Below are 20,403 nucleotides of genomic sequence, written 5' to 3'. Positions count from 1 at the left end.
CCCATAGAACTATTAAATGATGAGATTCCTCCTCGTCCCACGTTCGAAATGACAACCTAATTTTTAATGTAGTTTTATATAATTCATTTTTAAGTGTGGAAAATATAAAAACTTAGAATAAGGTGTTAATAGAGGGATTAAAAAAGTAATTAATGGCAAAAGAAGAATTAGAATGTTCGTTTTGTGGTAGAAAAAAACCAGAAACCAACTTGTTAATAGCAGGATTAGATGCCCACATTTGCGATAGATGTATTGAGCAAGCACACGGTATTGTTATTGAAGAATCTAAACAGAGTGACAGTAGTGACCTTTCGGCAGAATTGAAACTGCGTAAACCACAGCAAATAAAGGAGTTTTTGGATACTTACATTATAGGTCAGGATATGACCAAAAAGGTAATGTCTGTAGCTGTTTATAATCATTATAAACGTTTGTTACAACCCGTTTCAAATGATGATATTGATATTCAAAAGAGTAATATCATTATGGTGGGGCAAACAGGAACTGGTAAAACCTTAATGGCAAAAACAATAGCAAGGATGCTTAACGTACCACTAGCTATTGTTGATGCTACGGTGTTAACCGAAGCAGGTTATGTTGGTGAAGATGTAGAGAGTATTTTAACACGTTTATTGCAAGCGGCAGATTATAATTTGGATAAAGCCGAAAAGGGTATTGTCTTTATTGATGAAATTGATAAAATTGCCCGTAAGAGTGATAATCCATCTATAACCAGGGATGTTTCCGGTGAAGGAGTGCAACAGGCCCTGTTGAAACTTTTAGAGGGTACTGTGGTTAATGTGCCACCAAAAGGGGGTAGAAAGCACCCAGACCAAAAGTTTATTGAAGTTAATACCGAAAATATTTTGTTTATAGCTGGTGGAGCTTTTGATGGTATTGAACGTGTTATTTCCAAACGTTTGAATATGCAGGCCGTGGGTTATAGTGCATCCATATCTGATGATGTTGTAGATCAAAACCACTTGTTACAATATATTATTCCTAAGGATTTAAAAGATTTTGGACTTATTCCTGAAATCATTGGGCGTTTACCTGTATTAACGTATATGGATCCGTTGGATGCCAAGACCTTAAGGGCTATTTTAACAGAGCCAAAAAATGCCATTATCAAACAGTATAAAAAGCTGTTTGCTATGGACGATATAGACTTTACTATTACCGATGGCGCTTTGAATTTTATAGTCGATAAAGCCATTGAATATAAATTGGGTGCTCGCGGGTTACGTTCGCTTTGTGAGGAAATCCTAACCGATGCTATGTTCGAATTGCCTAGCAGTGATGAGAAGAAATTCAATGTAACTAAACTGTATGCCGAGGAAAAATTAACAAAGACCACGCTTAAGAAATTAAAAGCGGTGTCATAAATAAATTATTAGTTTGATAAATAAAAAACCACGCTTTTAAGCGTGGTTTTTTATTTTAATATGGATAGTTAATTAATATAAAAGCACTATGAGGAAAGTCTTTACTAATTATGGACTAAAAATATACTGAAATAACCAGCGTACAAAAGTTTTTAAAGGCTTTTAGATAAGACGAAAAAATACTCGTTAAACAACTTTTGGGCATACAGTTGGTCGATTAAAAAGTAAGATTATAAGTTTAGTTTTAAAAGCGCTTCTAAATAATTTCTAGTGTTTGAAAGTCTAGGAACTTTATGCTGTCCTCCTAATTTATTGTTTTGTTTTAGCCAATCGTAAAACAAATGCTCTCGGGCAACATGTATAGTTGGTTTGTTTAAGGTCATGTTATTGTAGCGTTTGGCTTCATAATCCGAGTTCAAAGCTTTTAATGCATTGTCAAACAGTTCGGTAAAATAATTTAGGTCTTTGGGGGGTGTTCTAAACTCAATAAGCCATTCGTGGGCTCCCTTTTCCTTGCCGTTCATAAAGATAGGGGCGGCCGTAAAATCTACAATTTCGGCTTTGGTACGTTTGCATACCTTCTTTAAGGCCTCTTCTGCATTTTCAATAATGAGTTCTTCGCCAAAGACATTAATATGATGCTTGGTCCTGCCCGAAATTTTTATCCTATAAGGGCTTAAGGAGGTGAACCTAACAGTATCTCCTATTTTATAGCGCCATAAACCAGCATTGGTGGTTATAATGACTGCATAATTTACATTAAGCTTTACTTCACTAAGGGGAATGGCCTTTTCTTCTGGGGTCGCATAAATGTCCATAGGAATAAATTCATAGAAAATCCCATAGTCTAGCATAAGTAATAATTCACTGGAGTTGTTTTGGTCTTGTATGGCAAAGAATCCTTCCGAAGCATTATAGATCTCATAAAACTTAAATCCACTTTTAGGTAAAATCTTTTTATACTGGTCTATATAAGGGGTAAAGCTAACTCCACCGTGGAAATAAACTTCTAAATTAGGCCAAACCTCCGTTAGGTTAGTTTTGCCGGTTGTTTCCAGAACGTTATTCAGGAGCACCAACATCCATGACGGAACACCGGCAAGGCTAGTAACATTTTCCTCTATAGTTTCATTAACAATAGCTTGCATTTTATGTTCCCAATCACTCATTAAGGAAACTTTATTACTTGGGGTGCTACTAAATTCTGCCCAAAATGGCATATTGTCAATTAAAATAGCAGATAAATCCCCAAAAACAGTTCCATTTTCTTTATATAGCTCTTTGCTTCCACCCAAACGCAGGCTCTTGCCGGTAAAGAGTTGAGAGTCTTCATTATTGTTTAGATACATGCAAAGTAAATCCTTACTGGCAGCATAGTGGCAATCTTCAAGCGATTCTTCGCTAACCGGAATGAATTTACTTTTTGCGCCTGTTGTACCACTGGATTTAGCAAACCATTTTATGGGTGTTGGCCAAAAAATATTGGATTCTCCTTGGCGGGCACGTTCTATGGTATCTTGCCAGCCTTCATAGTTCTTAATGGGAATGCGTTCAGTAAACGTCTTATAGTTTTTAATGGATGCAAAATCGTATTGTTTGCCAATTTCCGTATGTTTGGCATAATCCAGAAGACTTAACAGTAATTCGTTTTGGACTTCATGCGGATATTTAAGAAACAATTCTATTTGGTGAAACCTTTTCTTGAGAAACCAAGAGGCTATAGAATTAACTAAAGGAATTGGCATATTTATTTTATCTTTAAAATTTCTAAAGTAATACTTTTTTTCATGTTCTACCAAGGTGTGTTAACAAAAATGGAAACGGAATTTTCCAACCCTATTCAATACTATTTAGTGTTTGAAAACGACTTTATAAATGTCAATCAGTTGCTCAATAAAACCATAACAATTCAATTTGTTAAGTATCAATGTTTAAACTGTGGATTGGATAAGCCTATTTATAGGCAAGGTTTCGATAAACAGTGCTTTTATGAAGTGCCACAAGCGGCAGATTGGGTCATGCGTCCCGAATTAAGTACGGCGCATTTGGGTAAGGAAGATCGAGATTTGGAATTTGAAAAGCAAGTGCAGTTACAGCCCCATATTGTGTATTTGGCCAATTCCAGTAATGTGAAAGTTGGGGTTACCCGAAAAAATCAAGTGCCTACACGATGGATAGATCAGGGTGCCCATGAGGCCATTGAAATTGTTGAAGTGCCCAACAGGTACTTGGCAGGTATAACGGAAGTTGCTTTAAAAGACCATGTAAGCGATAAAACCAATTGGCGTACCATGCTTAAAAATGAAATAAAAGATGAAGATTTAGTAGCATGGCGGGAACGTTTAAGACCATTTATTCCAGATGAGGCTAAAGATTACTTTATTGAAAGCAATACGGAAACTAATTTGGAATTCCCCGTCAATCGATTTCCGGAGAAGCCCAAAAGTTTAAATATTGTAAAAGCACAAAACTATACTGGTAAATTGGTTGGTATAAAAGGGCAATACTTCATTTTTGAAGATGATACGGTTTTTAATATTCGTGCTAATGAGGGATTGGTAGTTAAGATTTCTATTAATTAACTGTATCTTTTTGTTTTTTCTTTTTCCCCAATAAACCTCCCAATACATTTTTAACCGTATTGGTAGTACTGGTTTTGGTAGAATCCGATGGTGTTTTATTGCCTATAATACCACCTAAAACATCCTTGACCGTATTGTTTTGCTCTTCTTTAAGGGAGTCCGTTTTGGCTTTATTGCCACCAATAAGGTTATTTAGCATGTCTTTAGCCTTGTCTTTTCCTTGGTTGAGCAGTTTTTGTTTTTGAATTTCAATAAGTTGTTGGGTTAGGTTTTTTACACCACTGGATAAATCGGTTTTAACAGTAGGGTTCGTAAAAGAGCCTGTAATATTGGCCGTAACTGGTATGGCAATCGTATTGGCTTCGGCAGTATTTATTTTGCCGATAAGGTTGTTTACTTCGCTTCCTAAATACTTGGCGGGTACATTAAATACGGCGTTGTAGTTTACAGTTTTGTCAAAACCATGCGAACCAGAAACTTCAATGTTGATGTCCTCATAGGTTAACTGAAAAGGTTTTACGACTACTTTACCCTCTGCAAATTCAAATTTGGTTTTAATGTCATTTAAATTCAGTTTGTCAAAATCTATAAAACTTAAGGCGCCTTCAAGGTTGCTAATCAAATTTGTTTGATCGGTGCTAATTTTGGTGCTTAACAGTTCGGCTAATGCATTTCCGGAAACCGTACCTAAGTTAGGCGTAAACTCTTGGTCTAAATCACCAGAAAAATTAAGATTGGTATTCAATTTCCCTTGAAGCAATTTGGCTATGGGAGCTAAGTTTTGAAGAAGTTCCATACCGTTAAAAGACTTGGCAATATCAAAATCGTTAGCGTTTAAATTTAAATTAAAGCGGGGTGTTTCTTCTTTTGTAGAAACGTCTCCCGTAACAGACAGTGCGCCGTCAAATATACTAGATGTTAGATCGTTCAATGATGCTTTTTGGTCTTTTATTACCAAAGAACCCTTAACGTCTTTTAAGTTTAAATTGTCGTAAACCACCGTGTTGGCATTAGCATAAATAACACAATCCAAAAAAGCAGGTATCTTTAAAGGTTCGGTATTTACGTCGGTTTTATTTTCCGAAGCAGTTTCGTCTTCAACCATAAAATCATTCACCTTAAACACATTGGAGTTTACTTTAAATTCGCCTTGTAAATTTCCATCACTTAATAAAAATCCCATTAAATTTTTAAGGTTGCCAGTAGCATTTAAATCGCTATCCCCAGTTTTAGCCTTAAAGTTGTTTAACGAAACAGTATCTGGGTTAAATACGATGTCTGCATTGGAGATATGAATAGGGTTCGCCATATCTTTTGAGGTATAAACAAAGTCTGTAATACTTGCCGAGCCACTATTTTTAATGCGTTGGTAAGCATTGGTTTCAATGGCATTCATGTCGAAAGCCGTATTTAAGTTGGCTTTCAGAATACCTGTTAAAGGCGTTTCCAGTGTAATGGGGTATGCCTTTGAAATGTTGTCTAAATTTAAAAGGCCATTTATGTTGGCATTTACCAACATGTTTTCGGTAAGATGCTTTAAGGTTGCCGAAGATTTAAATTCGTCTCTGTCAATTTTAAAATTAAGTGCTTTAATGTCTATATAGGTGTCTTCGTTTTTACCTGTTTCATTTTTAATGGAGGTGTTTATGGTAATGTTTTCAACACTTTTTGGCAGGTCTGGATACTTAAATGAAGCATTGTTGGACGTAATTGAAATATCGAAGTGAGGAATGGTTTTTTCAGAGCTTCGTCCTTTTATAATACCTTTTACTTTAAAATCCCCCGAGGTTTGGACATTTTCAATGTTTTTAGAATAGGCTTCCGGTATTAATGCTAAAAAGTTTTTAAATGAGGACTCTGGGTTTTCAAACGTAATATCAATATCCTGCCCGTTTTCCAATCGCTGTAAATAACCCGAAAATTCGATAGGCAACTTATTGATAAATCCTTTATTGTCCTTAAAGCTGTATTTGCTGTTTTTGAGATCAAGCCCAATTATGGCATCCAGTTTAATGGAGTTTTTGTTTAGGTAATTGGTGCTGTCCATGGAAAAGCTAACCAGGGCATCTGTATGGGTGTCTAGGTCCGATTGGTCTGCTGAAAAACTACCTTTGCCCTGATGGTTCAATTGGGATATTAGCATGTTCATCTTAGAGCTGGCGTCGCTAAAGCTTATGGTGCTATTCGTTATTTTGTAATCCTCTATGTCGAAGGCGAAGTTGCTGTCTTTGGTTTCTGTAGCTTGGCTTTCCGATGGTTTAGCAATGTCGTAATTTACATGGCCATCTTTATCTGTTTTTAAATTCACAATGGCTTCATCTATATAGATAGATTGGATGGTCATAGGGTCTTGGTCTGCAGATTTAAATAATTCTTTCACAGACATGGTAAAAGCGATGTTGTTAATCGCGGTAAGGGTGTCATTTTCAAAAGGTTTGAAATTGGTGATGAGCAAATCGTTTACACTTACATGGGCTTTTGGAAAGTGTCTAATAAAGCTTAGGCTCACATCGCTAAATTCAACTTTTGCATTAAGGTTCTGATTGATAAATTGTTTAACGAGATCGTTAATTTTGCCTTGAAATACAAAGGGAATGGCTATAAGGAGTGCGAATATAATTAATACGGCAATACCAGTGATTTTTAGGGCTTTTTTCATAAATCAGTTTTTATATATAAATATACGACAGCAATTTTAGTTTGGTTGGAATAAGTAAAAATAATAAACTTAATCTTTCCAACAGATGTACATGTGTCTTCGTTTAAAAAAAGAATTATGTTTTGTGCTTTCTCTTTTTAAGAGTGGAGGTATTCTTCTCGATATTTGGGGATGAAGATATGTTGGTTTACATAAACGCTAAAGTAAATCTATTTCTTCATTCACCTTTAAGTTGAACCGTTTTCTAAAGAGATAGACTCCTAGATATAAGAATGGCGTATCACAAGCAGCGACCAATACTTTAAAAAGAAACCCGCTAATTAAAAGGCCTTTAAAGATGTCCCACGGTAATACCTTAAAAAAGCAAAGCAGGAAAACTACCGAAAAGGTGTCAACAAATTGTGAAAGCCATGTGGAGAAATTATTTCTTAACCAGAGGTGTTTGCCTTGGGTAAGGCGTTTCCAAAAATGATAGATCTGTATGTCGATAAACTGGGCAAACAAATAGGCAATCATACTAGAGGCTACTGCTAAAATAGTGCGGCCAAAAACATGGGTAAACGTAGGGTTGTCTATTGGAGAGTTTGGAATAGCCGGAACACCATTGGCAGCATAAATAATGAATACAGAAAATAACGATGCAAATATGCCAGCAACCACAATGTCGTTGGCTCGTTTTTTGCCATAAATTTCACTTATTAAGTCGGTAATTAAAAAGGTAATGGGATAAGGCAGAATACCAACCGATATTTCAAAAAGTTTACTTCCAAAAATTTCAACATCAAAGGGATACCAATAAAAGAATTTTTGAAAGATAAGGTTGGATACCACTAACGAGGTTATAAACAGTGCACCTAAGAGGATGTATATGCGTTGGGCGGCGAGTTTGTCTTTTTGTGTCATTTGTAATTGTGGATAAATACGTTCAGTAAATATAACGGATTAAAAATTGTTTTAGTTATTTTGCCTTTCGTTATGGTGAACGCAACAACATACCATATTGCTTTGGGCAGTAACAAGGGCGATAAGTTTAAAAACTTGCAAGATGCCGTTAATGCTATACATGAGCGTATTGGTAACATTAAATTGATTTCCAAAGTCTATCAATCTCCAGCTTTTGGTTTTGAAGGAGACGACTTCTTTAATTGCTGTTTGGTTTTGGAAAGTGATTTGGAACCGCAAAGCGTTCTTGAACACTTGTTGGCTATAGAAAAGACTTTGGGGCGTGTACGTAGCCATAGTCATGTTTATGAGGCCAGAACCATCGATTTGGATATTGTTTTTGCCGAAGACCAAATAATAAATACCCAAACCTTGCAGGTGCCGCACCCCGAAATGCAAAAACGTAGGTTTGTGCTCTTGCCGTTAAACGACATAGCATCGAAGGTAATGCACCCCAAGTTGGATAAAGTTGTGTCGGTGTTGTTGGATGAAAGTAAGGATGAATCGGTTTTAGAGCCTATTAACATTTGGCTGAAAAACCCAAGCAAGCAGTTTAAATTCTCAGATTATAATTACATCGCTATAGAAGGTAATATAGGGGCTGGGAAAACCAGTTTAGCGACAAAGTTGGCCCGAGATTTTAATGCCAAATTAATTTTGGAGCGCTTTGCCGATAATCCCTTTTTGCCGCAATTTTATAAAGAGCCAGAACGTTATGCGTTTCCTTTGGAAATGTCGTTTTTGGCCGATCGTTACCAGCAAATTAGTGACGACCTATCGCAACTCGATTTGTTCAAGGATTTTGTGGTAAGCGATTACGATGTGTTTAAGTCGTTGATTTTCTCGAAAATTACCTTGCCAGAAGATGAATTTAACCTCTACCGTAAGCTGTTTTATTTAATGTATAAAGACATAGCCAAGCCAGAGTTGTATGTGTATCTATATCAGAGTACCGAGCAATTGCAGCAAAACATCAAAAAGCGAGGGCGCGATTACGAGCAAAATATAGCTAATGACTACCTTGAAAAAATCAATGCAGGTTATTTGGACTTCCTAAAAACCCAAACCGATGTTAATGTGAAAATCATTGATATTTCAGGGAAGGATTTTATGGAGAACCGTGCCGATTATTTATGGGTATTGGATGAGATTTGTGGGGAAATGTAAAATCTATTGCCTTTTATTTATATATTAAGGTATTCCACATTAAGTCAATTATCTTTTGACCTTGAGTGCCTTCATCATCATCCATTCTCATTGTTATAATAATAATTCCTTCATCTCTATTGCCAATTGAGGCTATTTCATAAATGTTTATCTCGTCTTTGTACTTTAAAATGGCTTTGTCAACATTTATCTTTTGTCCAGAGATTAAATCTCTGTTATAATCTTGTCTCTTCATTTTAAATCCATAATTAATGCTTTCCTTGGTCGCTTCGTTTATCATCATTTCATTAAGCATTGTAGGGTTAAAATTGATATATTGTTGAATTAGAATGCCACTTCCTTCAGCGGTCATAATCATTATCTGGTGAATTCCATCATCAATGATAGCTTTTGAGACTTTGTAGTCTTTAGGGAATTTGAAGCTATAAAGGTTGTCGTCATGTGTTAAAGTGTCTTTAGCTTTTAGCTTAATTGTAAAAATCTCCCCCTTTGATATTAATTTGATAATTCGTGTCAAGGGCTAAGTCAAATAGAGAATCGTTTACCTGTATAACAAAATCACTTTGCCCAAATGTTGTTGCGCTTATTGCAAGAAAAAGAAAGTTAATAATTAATTTCATACTTCTTTATGGTTGAATTGAATTAATGTTTGGGTATTCTTTGTGGTTTTCAAAGGATAAACACCAAATGATTATTGATCTAGCTATGTTATAAATGAAGTTAATTTTTCTTACTTTAAGAATCAAATAAAATTACAGTGAATTTCCAATTTAAAACATAGTATACAATATAGTAACAATACGTCCTTTGTTATTTTCTAAAATATGTTCGTCAAGTTGTTTTTTGTTTTTGATCTTTAAATTAAAGGGTGCTTCAAGAATATTAACCCCGCTATGTTGCTTTATTCGAATACCTTGTCCGGAAATGATGTCTTTGTTTGGCGTAAAGTTGCCTAACGGGATATGTTCGGTTAAAATAAGATATTTATATGCTTGTAATTGGGTTACTATGCTTTGTATTTCAGGATTTGATAAATGCTGAAGCACTTGCCTAATAATCACGCAATCTGCCGTTGGAAGTTGGTCTTTTGCAATATCTAAACAATGAAATTCTAAATGGGCTGCTTTAAATAGGTTTTGGTTTCTTTCAATAAGGGCTTTAACAATATCAATGGCAATATATTTTTTTGAAAGCGGAACTAAGTGTTTGCCAATATTAAAGTCACCGCAACCAAAATCACAAATGGTTAATGGTTTGGAAAACGATTTTAAAAAAGCTGTTACGGCATTTATATATGTGGTTACAATTTCTGTATCATGAGATCCTGTCCCAGAATAAAAATCGAAGTCCTTGCCGCCCCAGAGTTTCATATCGTAAATCTGGGTCATAACAGCTTTGGTAGGCCACGGCTTTTTAGTTTTAGTTGCCATATATTATGAGATTTCTCACTACGTTCGAAATGACAATAAGGTTAAGTATGTTCTAACTTCTAGCTTCTAGCTTAGAAAACACATCCCAAACCACAACGCCGCAGCTCACCGAAATATTTAAGGAATGCTTGGTGCCATACTGTGGAATTTCAATAACCATATTACTAGCGTTAACCACATCTTGTGCAACACCTTTTACTTCGTTGCCAAAAACCAAGGCGTAACGGGTTTTGGCTTCAGGAGTAAAGTCGTTGAGCATGGTAGCGTTTTCAGCCTGTTCTATGGCGCAAACCTTTACACCTTCAGCCTTTAGTTTTTCAACCACCTGTAAGGTGTCTTTGGCGTATTCCCAGTGTACGGTTTCGGTACTGCCCAAAGCCGTTTTATGGATGTCTTTGTGAGGTGGTGTTGCCGTAATACCACAGAGGTAGATTTTTTCAATTAAAAAGGCATCACTCGTTCTAAATACCGAACCTATATTGTTTAAACTTCTAATATTGTCCAATACAATAATAAGAGGTGTTTTTTGGGCTTCTTTAAAAGCATTAATGCTTAGTCGGTCTAATTCGCTATTTTTTAGTTTACGCATCATTACTGGGCGCTGAGGCTCTCGAAGCGCCATTTTATTTGTTTTATGTGACTTGCAGAGCCTCAGTCACCAATGTTTCTGCCATTACTAAGAGGTGTGGCTTCACCATTCACGCAATGACGATTGTATTGTTGAAATCTCGATTCAATTGTAAATAACTTATGAAAAATCAACTTCAAAAAGCATGAAATTAATAGTACATTGCGTGTTACAATTTTCAACAAAAGTAAAACTTAAAAACCATTTTACCATTGAGATTCCCATCTTCATGGGTATGATAGAAGACTATGAGTAAAAAAGCAAAAAAGGAAACCCCGTTAATGAAACAGTATAATGCCATTAAAGCTAAATATCCCGATGCTTTGCTGTTGTTTCGTGTGGGCGATTTTTATGAAACCTTTGGTGAAGATGCCGTTAAGGCAGCGGGTATTTTAGGTATTATTTTAACCAATAGGAACAATGGTAGTGAAAGGACCGAATTGGCAGGATTTCCACACCATTCCTTAAACACTTATTTGCCCAAGTTGGTTAAGGCCGGAGAGCGCGTGGCGATTTGCGATCAATTGGAAGACCCCAAACAAACCAAAACCATCGTAAAACGGGGGGTAACCGAATTGGTTACGCCTGGGGTAGCCCTAAACGATGAGGTGTTGGTATCTAAGTCGAATAACTTTTTGTGTTCGGTGCATTTCGATGCTTCGACGAAATCGGCATCCAAATATATAGGGATTTCCTTTTTAGATATTTCAACAGGTGAATTTTTAACCTCACAAGGCAATGCCGAGTATATCGATAAATTACTCCAAAATTTTAATCCAAGTGAAGTCTTGGTGTCCAAACAAAAACGAGCATTGTTTAACGAAACGTTTGGCGACGATTTCCATACGTTTTATTTGGAGGACTGGGTCTATCAAACCGATTATGCCTATGAAACCCTAATCAAGCACTTCAATACCAAAACCCTTAAAGGCTTTGGGGTTGAAGATTTATATGAAGGGATTATTGCTTCGGGGTCTGTTTTGCATTATTTAGGAGAAACCCAACACCATAAATTACAGCATATCACTTCCATTTCCAGAATTGCTGAAGACGATTACGTATGGATGGATAAGTTTACCATTCGCAATTTAGAACTTTACAATTCTACCAATAACAATGCAGTAACGCTTTTGCATATTATCGATAAAACCATTTCACCAATGGGCGGAAGAATGCTAAAGCGTTGGTTGGCCTTGCCCTTAAAAAGTTTGGATAAGATAAAGCAACGCCATGAGGTGGTCGATTTTCTGAACAAAGAAAACACGGTGCTTCAAAAAATACAAAGCCATATTAAGCATATTGGCGATTTAGAACGTTTAATTTCCAAAACGGCAACTGGTAAGGTGAGTCCTCGTGAGGTCATTCAACTTAAAAATTCCTTGGAAGCTATTGTGCCTATCAAAGGTTTGGCCACTAATTGCAATAACGAATCACTTAAAATTATTGGAGATAATCTTCAAGGTTGTGATGTCCTTAGAGAGAAAATAAAGGAAACATTAAACGAAGAAGCCCCTGTAAATGTATTAAAAGGGAATACCATTGCTAGTGGGTTTTCTAATGAGTTAGATGAGTTAAGGGATCTTTCAAAATCTGGGAAGGACTATTTAGATAATATGTTGGAGCGAGAAACAGAACGTACCGGTATTACCTCGCTTAAAATAGCATCCAATAATGTTTTTGGATATTATATTGAAGTGCGCAATACGCATAAGGATAAAGTGCCAGAAGAATGGATTAGAAAGCAAACCTTGGTGAGTGCAGAGCGTTACATCACCGAGGAGCTTAAGGAATATGAAGCCAAAATCTTAGGGGCAGAAGAACGAATATTAGCCATAGAACAACAGTTGTTTGCTGAGTTGGTGGTCTGGATGAATCAGTATATCAAGGCTGTGCAGCAAAATGCTTACTTAATTGGCCAGTTAGATTGTTTATGTGGTTTTGCCCAATTGGCAAACGATAATAACTACGTGTATCCAATTATTGATGATAGTTTCGATTTAGATATTAAAAACGGCCGCCATCCTGTTATAGAAAAGCAATTGCCAATAGGAGAAGCCTATATTGCCAACGATGTGTTTTTAGATAGGACTTCACAACAAATTATCATGATTACAGGGCCCAATATGTCTGGTAAGTCGGCAATTCTAAGACAAACGGCACTCATAGTTTTGTTGGCACAAATAGGAAGTTTTGTGCCGGCCAAGGAGGCTAAAATAGGGCTGGTCGATAAAATTTTTACAAGGGTTGGCGCCAGTGATAATATATCGATGGGCGAAAGTACCTTTATGGTAGAGATGAATGAAACGGCTTCAATACTTAACAATATTTCAGAAAGGAGCTTAGTGTTATTGGATGAAATTGGCCGTGGAACCAGTACTTATGATGGTATTTCCATTGCCTGGGCCATAAGCGAATATTTACACGAGCATCCAGCCAAGCCAAAAACCTTGTTTGCTACCCATTATCATGAGCTTAATGAAATGACCGAAACCTTTGAGCGTATTAAAAACTATAATGTTTCGGTTAAGGAATTAAAAGACAATGTGCTTTTTTTAAGGAAACTAGTGGCTGGAGGTAGCGCACATAGTTTTGGTATTCATGTAGCTAAAATGGCAGGTATGCCACAGCAAGTATTGCATAAAGCCAATAAAATTTTAAAGAAGTTAGAACAATCGCATTCCAGTGAAGAGCTAACCGATAAGGTAAAATCCCTTAACGATGAGATGCAACTTAGCTTTTTTAATTTAGACGACCCATTACTGGAAAACATAAAAGACGAAATTTTACACACCGATATTGATACCCTAACCCCTGTAGAAGCCCTTATGAAGCTTAATGAAATAAAACGTATGCTCGTAAAGAAAAAGCAAGCTTAAAATAAAAACAATTTATTTTAAGAAAAGGCTTTGGTTTTATTAGAAATATTTTAAATTTGCATCCGCAATCGAGAGGTTGTACGTTCTTTTTAGGAACTGCGAAAGTAGCTCAGGGGTAGAGCATCACCTTGCCAAGGTGAGGGTCGCGGGTTCAAATCCCGTCTTTCGCTCTGATACTTTCTTAAAATATACCAATGCTGAAGTGGTGGAATTGGTAGACACGTTGGACTTAAAATCCAATGGCCATTATGGCCGTGCGGGTTCAAGTCCCGCCTTCAGTACAAAAGCCTTTGCAAGATTTCTTGTAGAGGCTTTTTTGTTTTTAAATGAATTTCATTTCGTTTTAAGCAAAAAAAAAGACCGTAAAAACGGTCTTTTTTGTAACGTTACATTTTTAAAGCACCATTTATTAGGCTTTGTCAATGGCCTCAGCAGCTTTTTCAACAGCTTCACCTGCTTCTTCAACAGCTTCATCTGCAGCTTTTCCAGCTTCTTCTAGAGCGCCTTCAGTAGCTTCAGCCGCATCTTCAACAACTTCTTCAACAGCTTCGGTAGCCTCTTCAACGGCTTCACTTGCAGAGTTAGCAGCTTCTTCAACAGCTTCACTAGCATTTTCAATGGCTGCTTCAGCAGAATCAGCTTTTTTAGTGTCTCTACAAGACGTAAAAGATAACCCTAGGGCTAAAACAAGCGCCATGCTTAAAAGTGTTTTTTTCATAATTTTCGATTTAGTGTTAATTGTTTTTAGTAAAAATAAACATTAATGTCTTTTGTTAAACATATAATGGTTAGGTTTTTTGACACACTATATACGTAAGTAGTCGCATATTTGGATTACGGCGCCCTTATTTTCTTTTATAAAGTTGGCGTTTTTTTCGCCGCACTGCAGTCTGAAATCATGATTTTCGATTAATTGGTTTAGAATTAAATTAAGACCATTTGAATTTGAAATTGAAAACATGCCTCCTTTTGTAATCATTGCTTTGGCCTCGGGAAATTTTTCATGATGGTTTCCTATAATGATAGGAATGCCAAACACAGCAGGCTCTAAGGTGTTGTGCAAGCCTGTGTTGCCTATGGCGCCTCCAACATAGGCAATATTAGCGTAGCTGTAAATTTTGGTAAGTAAACCAATGGTATCTATAATTAGAACTTTGCTGTGTTCCAAGGAAGCTGTGTCTTTTTCTGAAAACAATACCGTTTCTGGAGTTATACGACTTTTAAGGTTGTTTATTTGTGATTTCTTTATGTTGTGTGGCGCTATTATAAATTTAACATCTCGTGATGTTTCGGTGTTAAGGTAGTCTATAAGTAAACTTTCGTCTTCTGGCCAAGTACTGCCTGCAACAATACAAAGTTTATCCTGTTTAAAGGTTTCTACAAAATCTAAGGTGTTGTTTTGGTTGATTTGGTTTGAAACCCTGTCAAAACGAGTGTCTCCAGATACTGTGGCATCTAAATAATTGATAGACTCTAGCAGGGTTTTAGAGGTTTCGTTTTGGGTGAAAATATGTTCAAAAGCAAACAGGGCATGTCTAAATAAACCACCATAAAATTTAAAAAAGCGTTGGTTCTTTCTAAAAGCAGCAGAAATTAATATGGCCCGTAAATGTCTCTTTCTAACTTCATTTAAATAGTTAGGCCAGATATCATACTTCACAAAAACAGTTAATTCTGGATTTACTAGGTCTAAGAAGCGCTTGGCGTTAGATTTTGTGTCTAACGGGAGGTAAACCACAAGGTCTGCAATGGGGGCGTTTTTACGAATTTCGTAACCAGAAGGCGAAAAAAAAGTAAGCAGGATTTTATGGTTTTTGTAATGCTGCCGCAAAGCACTAAAAACTGGTAAGCCTTGCTCATATTCGCCAAGTGATGCGCAATGGAACCATAGTGTTTTGTCTTCTTGGTTTAAATTTTGTTTAAGTATGCTAAAGGTTTTAGAACGTCCTTTAACCCCAGATGCGATTTTTTGGTTAAAGTTCGCAACAAATTTCAACCCTAAATTAGCTAATGGAATGATGTTATTATATAAAAACCCCAATGTTTCGTTGTTTGTGCTAAAATACATTTCTTTAGAATAAAACTATAGAAAACTCATTTAGACTTTTTGAGTTGAATCGAAAATTAGGTGTTTTTTGCACATTTGAAGGCTTTTTTGAGTTGCATCCGCTTGCCGGTCGGGCAGGTGGCTCGGCTACGGAAGGAGAAAAGACAAAGAATAGGTAAAAGAGGACCATTTTATAGCCAGTTGAAAAAGTCTAAATGAGTTTATAGATAACAAGTATGAATTTTGTAATTTTGTAGGCTTAAAAATGCATGTGAATGCAAATCTGAAAAGGCTATGTTTTTCAGGTTAATGATTATTAAAATTTAAACGTGTGAAGAAAATCCAAATGGTTGACCTCAAAGGTCAGTATTCCCAAATTAAAGATGTTGTTAATCCTGCTATACAAGATGTTATTGAAAACACAGCATTTATTAATGGGCCCAAGGTCCATGAATTTCAAAAGAATCTAGAAAATTATTTGGATGTAAAGCATGTTATACCTTGTGCTAATGGAACGGATGCCCTGCAAATAGCTATGATGGGCTTGGGATTAAAGCCAGGTGATGAGGTTATTACTGCCGATTTCACCTTCGCAGCTACCGTTGAGGTAATAGCCTTGTTGCAGTTAACACCTGTTTTGGTTGATGTTAATCCAGATGATTTTAATATTAATGTTGAAGCCATAAAAAAAGCCATTACCACAAAAACTAAGGCTATAGTACCAGTACATTTGTTTGGGCAATGTGCCAATATGGAAGCTGTGATGGACATAGCCAAAGCACATAACCTATATGTTATTGAAGACAACGCACAAGCTATTGGAGCCAATTATACCTATGCAAATGGAGAAAAGGTAAAGGTTGGAACCATAGGGCATGTGGGAGCCACTTCGTTTTTCCCATCAAAAAATTTAGGCTGTTATGGCGATGGAGGAGCAATTTTTACTAACGATGACGATTTGGCCCATACTATAAGGGGGATTGTTAACCACGGTATGTATGAACGGTACCATCATGATGTGGTAGGAGTGAACTCTAGATTGGATAGTATTCAAGCTGCTGTGTTGGCCGCTAAACTCCCTCATTTAGATAGCTATAATAATAAGCGTATCGCAGCCGCAAATAAATATGATGCCGCTTTTAAAAATGTACCTAGTATAGAGACTCCTGTTAGAAATGGCGATGTGGACAATCATGTATTCCATCAGTATACTTTAAAACTCAAAGGAGTTGATAGAGATGCTTTGGCGAAACATTTAAATGAGAAGGGTATCCCTTGTGGTGTGTATTACCCCATTCCACTTCACCAACAAAAAGCGTATGCAGATGAGCGTTACAATGAAGCAGACTTTGTTGTAACGAATCAATTAGTGAAAGAAGTGATTTCGTTACCTATGCATACCGAATTGGACAATGAACAAATAGAATACATAACATCAACAATAATTAAATTTATAAATGGATAAGATATTAGTAACTGGCGGATTAGGATTTATTGGGTCGCATACGGTAGTAGAATTACAAAATGAAGGGTACGACGTTGTTATTATTGATGACTTGTCAAACTCTTCAATTAATGTTTTGGATGGTATAACTTCAATAACGGGCAAGAAACCTATTTTTGAAAAATTAGACTTAAAGGACAAAGCAGGTGTTGAAGCCTTTTTTGAAAAGCATAATGATGTTAAAGGCGTTATTCATTTTGCAGCAAGCAAGGCTGTAGGTGAAAGTGTGGAAAAACCATTGTTGTATTACGAAAACAATATAGGCACCTTAGTTTATTTATTAAAAGAACTAAAAAAATTACCTGAAGCTTCATTTATTTTCAGTTCGTCTTGCACTGTTTATGGACAGGCAGATGAATTGCCAATAACGGAAAGTGCTCCAGTTAAGCAAGCGGAGTCACCTTATGGTAACACCAAGCAAATAGGCGAGGAAATTATTAGCGACACCTGTAAGGTAACCCCAAGTATAAAAGCAATAGCTTTACGTTATTTCAATCCAGTTGGTGCGCACGAATCTGCCAATATTGGAGAATTGCCAATAGGTGTACCTCAAAACTTAGTGCCTTTTATAACGCAAACAGGAATTGGGTTACGCGAACAATTATCAGTTTTTGGTGATGATTATCCAACGCCTGACGGAACCTGTATAAGAGATTATATTCATGTAGTCGATTTGGCAAAAGCCCATGTTGTAGCGCTTAAACGTTTATTAGGGAATAAAAATAAAGCCAATTATGAAACCTTTAACTTAGGAACAGGTAAAGGAAGTTCGGTATTGGAAGTTGTCCAGGCTTTTGAGCGTGTTTCTGGTAAAAAATTAAACTATAAGATTGTAGGGAGAAGAGAAGGCGATATTATTTCGGCCTATGCAGACACAACTAAAGCAAATGAAGAATTAGGTTGGAAAACTAAATTAACCTTAGACGATGCTTTACGTTCTGCTTGGAAGTGGGAGCAAAAGATTAGAGGTTAATTAAGACTTTATAAATAAATGATTAAAGGGGCTGTAAGGCCCCTTTTTATTTGTTGTAATTACAGATGGCCTTCGGCTATTTCAGAAATTGAAAATTGTAAAGGGAAAATAATTTCTGTGATCACTTTATTGTTGCGATTATAGATTTTGAGATTATAATCGGTTTTATATAATGTTTTAAGTCTTTCGTTAATATTACTAAGTCCATTGCCGTTTTTTAATAAAGAAGATTGGGGTTTATTAATTGGCCTGCCTGTATTTTCAATATTAACTTTAACACGGTCTTTATGTTTTTTAATTGAAATGGAAACAGCTATGGTTTTATGTGTATCGCTAAAACCATGTTTGGTTGAATTTTCTATAATGGGCTGTAAAATCATATTTGGTACCAGTACATTTTCTAGGCCTTCTTCAACCTCTAAATTAAAAGTTAGTTGATCAGAAAAACGGGTCTTTTTAATATGGATGTATTTTTTAAGGATGTCCAATTCATCCTGAAGTTCTATTAGGTTTTGATCTTTTTTGTCTAAAACATTTCTTAAGAGATCGCTCAAGTCGACAATTATGGCTTTAGATTTTTCAACATTTATATCTATTAAAGAATGGATGCCATTAAGCGTATTGAACAAAAAATGTGGGTGCATTTGGCTTTGCAGAAATTTTAAATGCGCTTGGGATAGTTGATCCTGCAATTTTATGGTTTGCAGTTTACTTTCTTGTGTTTTTTTAAAGTAATAATACATATAAATAATGGTCACCAAAGAGAGGTAAATTAGAAAATGTAAATCTATTAGTCCAATATAGCCCCTTATCACCCCACTTAAACCACTTTTAAATTCCATTTCGGGATTGCTCAATAGTTCAATGCCCCATGAAATGCCAACAGTAAAAGCGCCAATAAAAAATGAAAAAAATAAATGGAAGGCAATTATGTAGGCAAACTTGGTTTTCTTTACAATTAAGTACTTTGTAGTAATGGCAATGAATACCATGAAGATTGTTATAAGGAACCAATCTAAAATATTTCCAAAAATAAATTCTCCCCAGTTCGTTTTTCTATTATAATGCATTCTAAGGTATGCATTTTTACAGGAGTATATTATTACAAAAACAGCGTAGGCAAAAGACAAGATGCCTAAAAGTTTAAAGTCTATATGCTTTTTTAGGTTTTTCATCATTTAAAATTAAATCCCCATCTTTTTTTGAAATTCCTTTTTGTAAGTTTTACTAATTCTAAACAGTTTTTCATCTTGCATTTTTACATCAATTTCTCCATAATTGGAATAAAGCACTTCCTTAATTAATGAGATATTGATAATGGTCGATCTATGAATACGCTGAAATTTAAATGATTTGAGTTGCTCTAGTAATGAGTTTAAAGACTCACGTAAGACATGCTTTTTTTGTTCGGTAAAGATTTCTGCATAATAGCCCGATGCCAAAATATATTTAATGTCCTCTTTATTAATAAATGAAATTTTACCATTGGCTTTTATGGCCAATTTGGTTTGTTTGACTTCAGAAAATCCTTGATTGGGGTTTTCAATATATTTTAGTAAGTCGGTTATTTTATTATTCAAACCTTGCGATTTATTGGAATAAAAAAGATCAATAACTCTGTTGGTAGACTGAAAAAAGCGTTCGTCTTTAAATGGCTTTAATAAATAATCGAAAGCAAAAAAATCGAATGCTTTTAAAGCAAATTCATCAAAAGCAGTGATAAAAATTACCAGAGGCATGTTATTTTGGTCAATCTCCTTAAGAATGTCAAAGCCGGTCATATCGGTTAGTTTAATATCTAGGAATACCAAGTCGGGCTTAGTCGTATTTATTTTAGAAATGGCCTCTTTGCCAGAACTACATTCGTCTACAACATCAATTTCCTTAACTTCATTAAGTAAATTAAAGACCCTCTTTCTTGCTAAAAATTCATCATCTATTATTATTGCCTTAATTGTATTAGCCATAAGGAGGTACGCATTTAAAATTCTAAACTAGTATAAAAAAATGAATTAATAGGAATGGGCAATGAGTGTTCACATCAACAAATAGCTTTTTCAAATCAGTTTTGTGCCTATAAACTTCAAAAATAAGGGTGTTAACATCAATTGATAATAATTGAACAGTGTAAATTACAAAAATAATAACATGCATGCAATTAATTGGTATTCAATAGGTTGTGTTTGTGTTGTTAAAAACCGCTTTAAAAC

Annotated in this window: 16 protein-coding genes and 2 tRNA genes; 8 read left to right on the top strand and 10 right to left on the bottom strand. The window is 35.7% G+C overall.

The window, feature by feature from the left end; all coding sequences use genetic code 11:
• The first annotated feature begins 152 nt into the window (after nt 1-152).
• Nucleotides 153-1,385 (top strand): ATP-dependent Clp protease ATP-binding subunit ClpX, encoded by a 1,233-nt coding sequence (clpX, locus tag MR062_RS04185; RefSeq protein WP_242202826.1) that lies wholly within the window; start codon nt 153-155, stop codon nt 1,383-1,385.
• A 230-nt stretch (nt 1,386-1,615) separates the two neighbouring features.
• Here clpX and MR062_RS04180 read toward each other — a convergent pair whose 3' ends face one another.
• Complete coding sequence (locus tag MR062_RS04180; RefSeq protein WP_242202825.1) at nt 1,616-3,130, bottom strand: GH3 auxin-responsive promoter family protein; 1,515 nt, start codon at nt 3,128-3,130, stop codon at nt 1,616-1,618.
• A gap of 42 nt (nt 3,131-3,172) precedes the next feature.
• Between MR062_RS04180 and MR062_RS04175 the strand changes: the two genes are divergently transcribed.
• The gene (locus MR062_RS04175; RefSeq protein WP_242202824.1) at nt 3,173-3,967 is read left to right on the top strand and encodes a DUF2797 domain-containing protein; all 795 of its coding nucleotides are present in this window, start codon (nt 3,173-3,175) and stop codon (nt 3,965-3,967) included.
• Here the strand turns inward: MR062_RS04175 and MR062_RS04170 are convergent.
• Both MR062_RS04170 and MR062_RS04165 read right to left on the bottom strand, forming a co-directional pair.
• Nucleotides 3,960-6,626: an AsmA-like C-terminal region-containing protein gene (locus MR062_RS04170; RefSeq protein WP_242202823.1), complete on the bottom strand. Its 2,667-nt coding sequence runs from the start codon at nt 6,624-6,626 to the stop codon at nt 3,960-3,962. The two genes, MR062_RS04175 and MR062_RS04170, sit on opposite strands and share 8 nt — an antisense overlap.
• 198 nt (nt 6,627-6,824) lie before the next feature.
• A complete protein-coding gene (locus MR062_RS04165; protein WP_242202822.1) occupies nt 6,825-7,529 on the bottom strand; it encodes a queuosine precursor transporter in 705 nt (234 codons plus the stop codon).
• Nucleotides 7,530-7,601: 72 nt separating this feature from the next.
• Here MR062_RS04165 and folK point away from each other — a divergent pair, with 72 nt between their 5' ends.
• Nucleotides 7,602-8,735, top strand: coding sequence for a 2-amino-4-hydroxy-6-hydroxymethyldihydropteridine diphosphokinase (gene folK / locus MR062_RS04160; RefSeq protein ID WP_242202821.1), 1,134 nt, complete (start codon nt 7,602-7,604; stop codon nt 8,733-8,735).
• Nucleotides 8,736-8,748: 13 nt separating this feature from the next.
• Here the strand turns inward: folK and MR062_RS04155 are convergent, their stop codons facing one another.
• From MR062_RS04155 to MR062_RS04145, 3 genes are all read right to left on the bottom strand, one after another.
• Nucleotides 8,749-9,252 carry a hypothetical protein gene (locus MR062_RS04155; RefSeq protein WP_242202820.1) on the bottom strand — a complete coding sequence of 168 codons (504 nt, stop codon included), beginning with the start codon at nt 9,250-9,252 and terminating at the stop codon, nt 8,749-8,751.
• A 253-nt stretch (nt 9,253-9,505) separates the two neighbouring features.
• Nucleotides 9,506-10,165, bottom strand: coding sequence for a class I SAM-dependent methyltransferase (locus MR062_RS04150; RefSeq protein ID WP_242202819.1), 660 nt, complete (start codon nt 10,163-10,165; stop codon nt 9,506-9,508).
• A gap of 52 nt (nt 10,166-10,217) precedes the next feature.
• Complete coding sequence (locus MR062_RS04145; RefSeq protein WP_242202866.1) at nt 10,218-10,754, bottom strand: RNA methyltransferase; 537 nt, start codon at nt 10,752-10,754, stop codon at nt 10,218-10,220.
• A gap of 287 nt (nt 10,755-11,041) precedes the next feature.
• Here MR062_RS04145 and mutS point away from each other — a divergent pair, with 287 nt between their 5' ends.
• The 3 genes from mutS to MR062_RS04130 all read left to right on the top strand — a co-directional run bounded on the left by mutS (nt 11,042) and on the right by MR062_RS04130 (nt 13,950).
• A complete protein-coding gene (mutS, locus tag MR062_RS04140) occupies nt 11,042-13,669 on the top strand; it encodes a DNA mismatch repair protein MutS (RefSeq protein ID WP_242202818.1) in 2,628 nt (875 codons plus the stop codon).
• A 98-nt stretch (nt 13,670-13,767) separates the two neighbouring features.
• Nucleotides 13,768-13,839, top strand: a tRNA-Gly gene (locus MR062_RS04135).
• Between the two features lie 26 nt (nt 13,840-13,865).
• Nucleotides 13,866-13,950: transfer RNA gene (locus MR062_RS04130), tRNA-Leu, on the top strand.
• A gap of 128 nt (nt 13,951-14,078) precedes the next feature.
• Here the strand turns inward: MR062_RS04130 and MR062_RS04125 are convergent.
• Both MR062_RS04125 and MR062_RS04120 read right to left on the bottom strand, forming a co-directional pair.
• Entirely contained in the window at nt 14,079-14,387 is a 309-nt protein-coding gene (locus MR062_RS04125) for a hypothetical protein (protein WP_242202817.1), read from the bottom strand.
• A gap of 87 nt (nt 14,388-14,474) precedes the next feature.
• On the bottom strand, nt 14,475-15,737 hold the full coding sequence (locus tag MR062_RS04120; RefSeq protein ID WP_242202816.1) for a 3-deoxy-D-manno-octulosonic acid transferase: 1,263 nt from the start codon (nt 15,735-15,737) through the stop codon (nt 14,475-14,477).
• Nucleotides 15,738-16,047: 310 nt separating this feature from the next.
• On the opposite strand from MR062_RS04120, the gene MR062_RS04115 reads away from it, so the two are divergent.
• Together MR062_RS04115 and galE are read left to right on the top strand one after the other, a co-directional pair.
• The gene (locus tag MR062_RS04115; protein ID WP_242202815.1) at nt 16,048-17,181 is read left to right on the top strand and encodes a DegT/DnrJ/EryC1/StrS family aminotransferase; all 1,134 of its coding nucleotides are present in this window, start codon (nt 16,048-16,050) and stop codon (nt 17,179-17,181) included.
• On the top strand, nt 17,174-18,193 hold the full coding sequence (galE, locus tag MR062_RS04110; protein WP_242202814.1) for a UDP-glucose 4-epimerase GalE: 1,020 nt from the start codon (nt 17,174-17,176) through the stop codon (nt 18,191-18,193). Before MR062_RS04115 ends, galE begins: the two co-directional genes overlap by 8 nt.
• A 59-nt stretch (nt 18,194-18,252) precedes the next feature.
• Here the strand turns inward: galE and MR062_RS04105 are convergent, their stop codons facing one another.
• Together MR062_RS04105 and MR062_RS04100 are read right to left on the bottom strand one after the other, a co-directional pair.
• Nucleotides 18,253-19,371 (bottom strand): sensor histidine kinase, encoded by a 1,119-nt coding sequence (locus tag MR062_RS04105; protein ID WP_242202813.1) that lies wholly within the window; start codon nt 19,369-19,371, stop codon nt 18,253-18,255.
• 6 nt (nt 19,372-19,377) lie between these two features.
• Nucleotides 19,378-20,160 carry a LytR/AlgR family response regulator transcription factor gene (locus MR062_RS04100; protein ID WP_242202812.1) on the bottom strand — a complete coding sequence of 261 codons (783 nt, stop codon included), beginning with the start codon at nt 20,158-20,160 and terminating at the stop codon, nt 19,378-19,380.
• Between the last annotated feature and the right edge of the window lie 243 nt (nt 20,161-20,403).

Origin of the sequence: Aestuariivivens insulae (genome assembly GCF_022662195.1) — a bacterium.
Classification (GTDB): domain Bacteria; phylum Bacteroidota; class Bacteroidia; order Flavobacteriales; family Flavobacteriaceae; genus Aestuariivivens; species Aestuariivivens insulae.
Note: the sequence above shows the minus strand (reverse complement) of the source record. Positions and strands in the feature narration are given on the sequence as shown.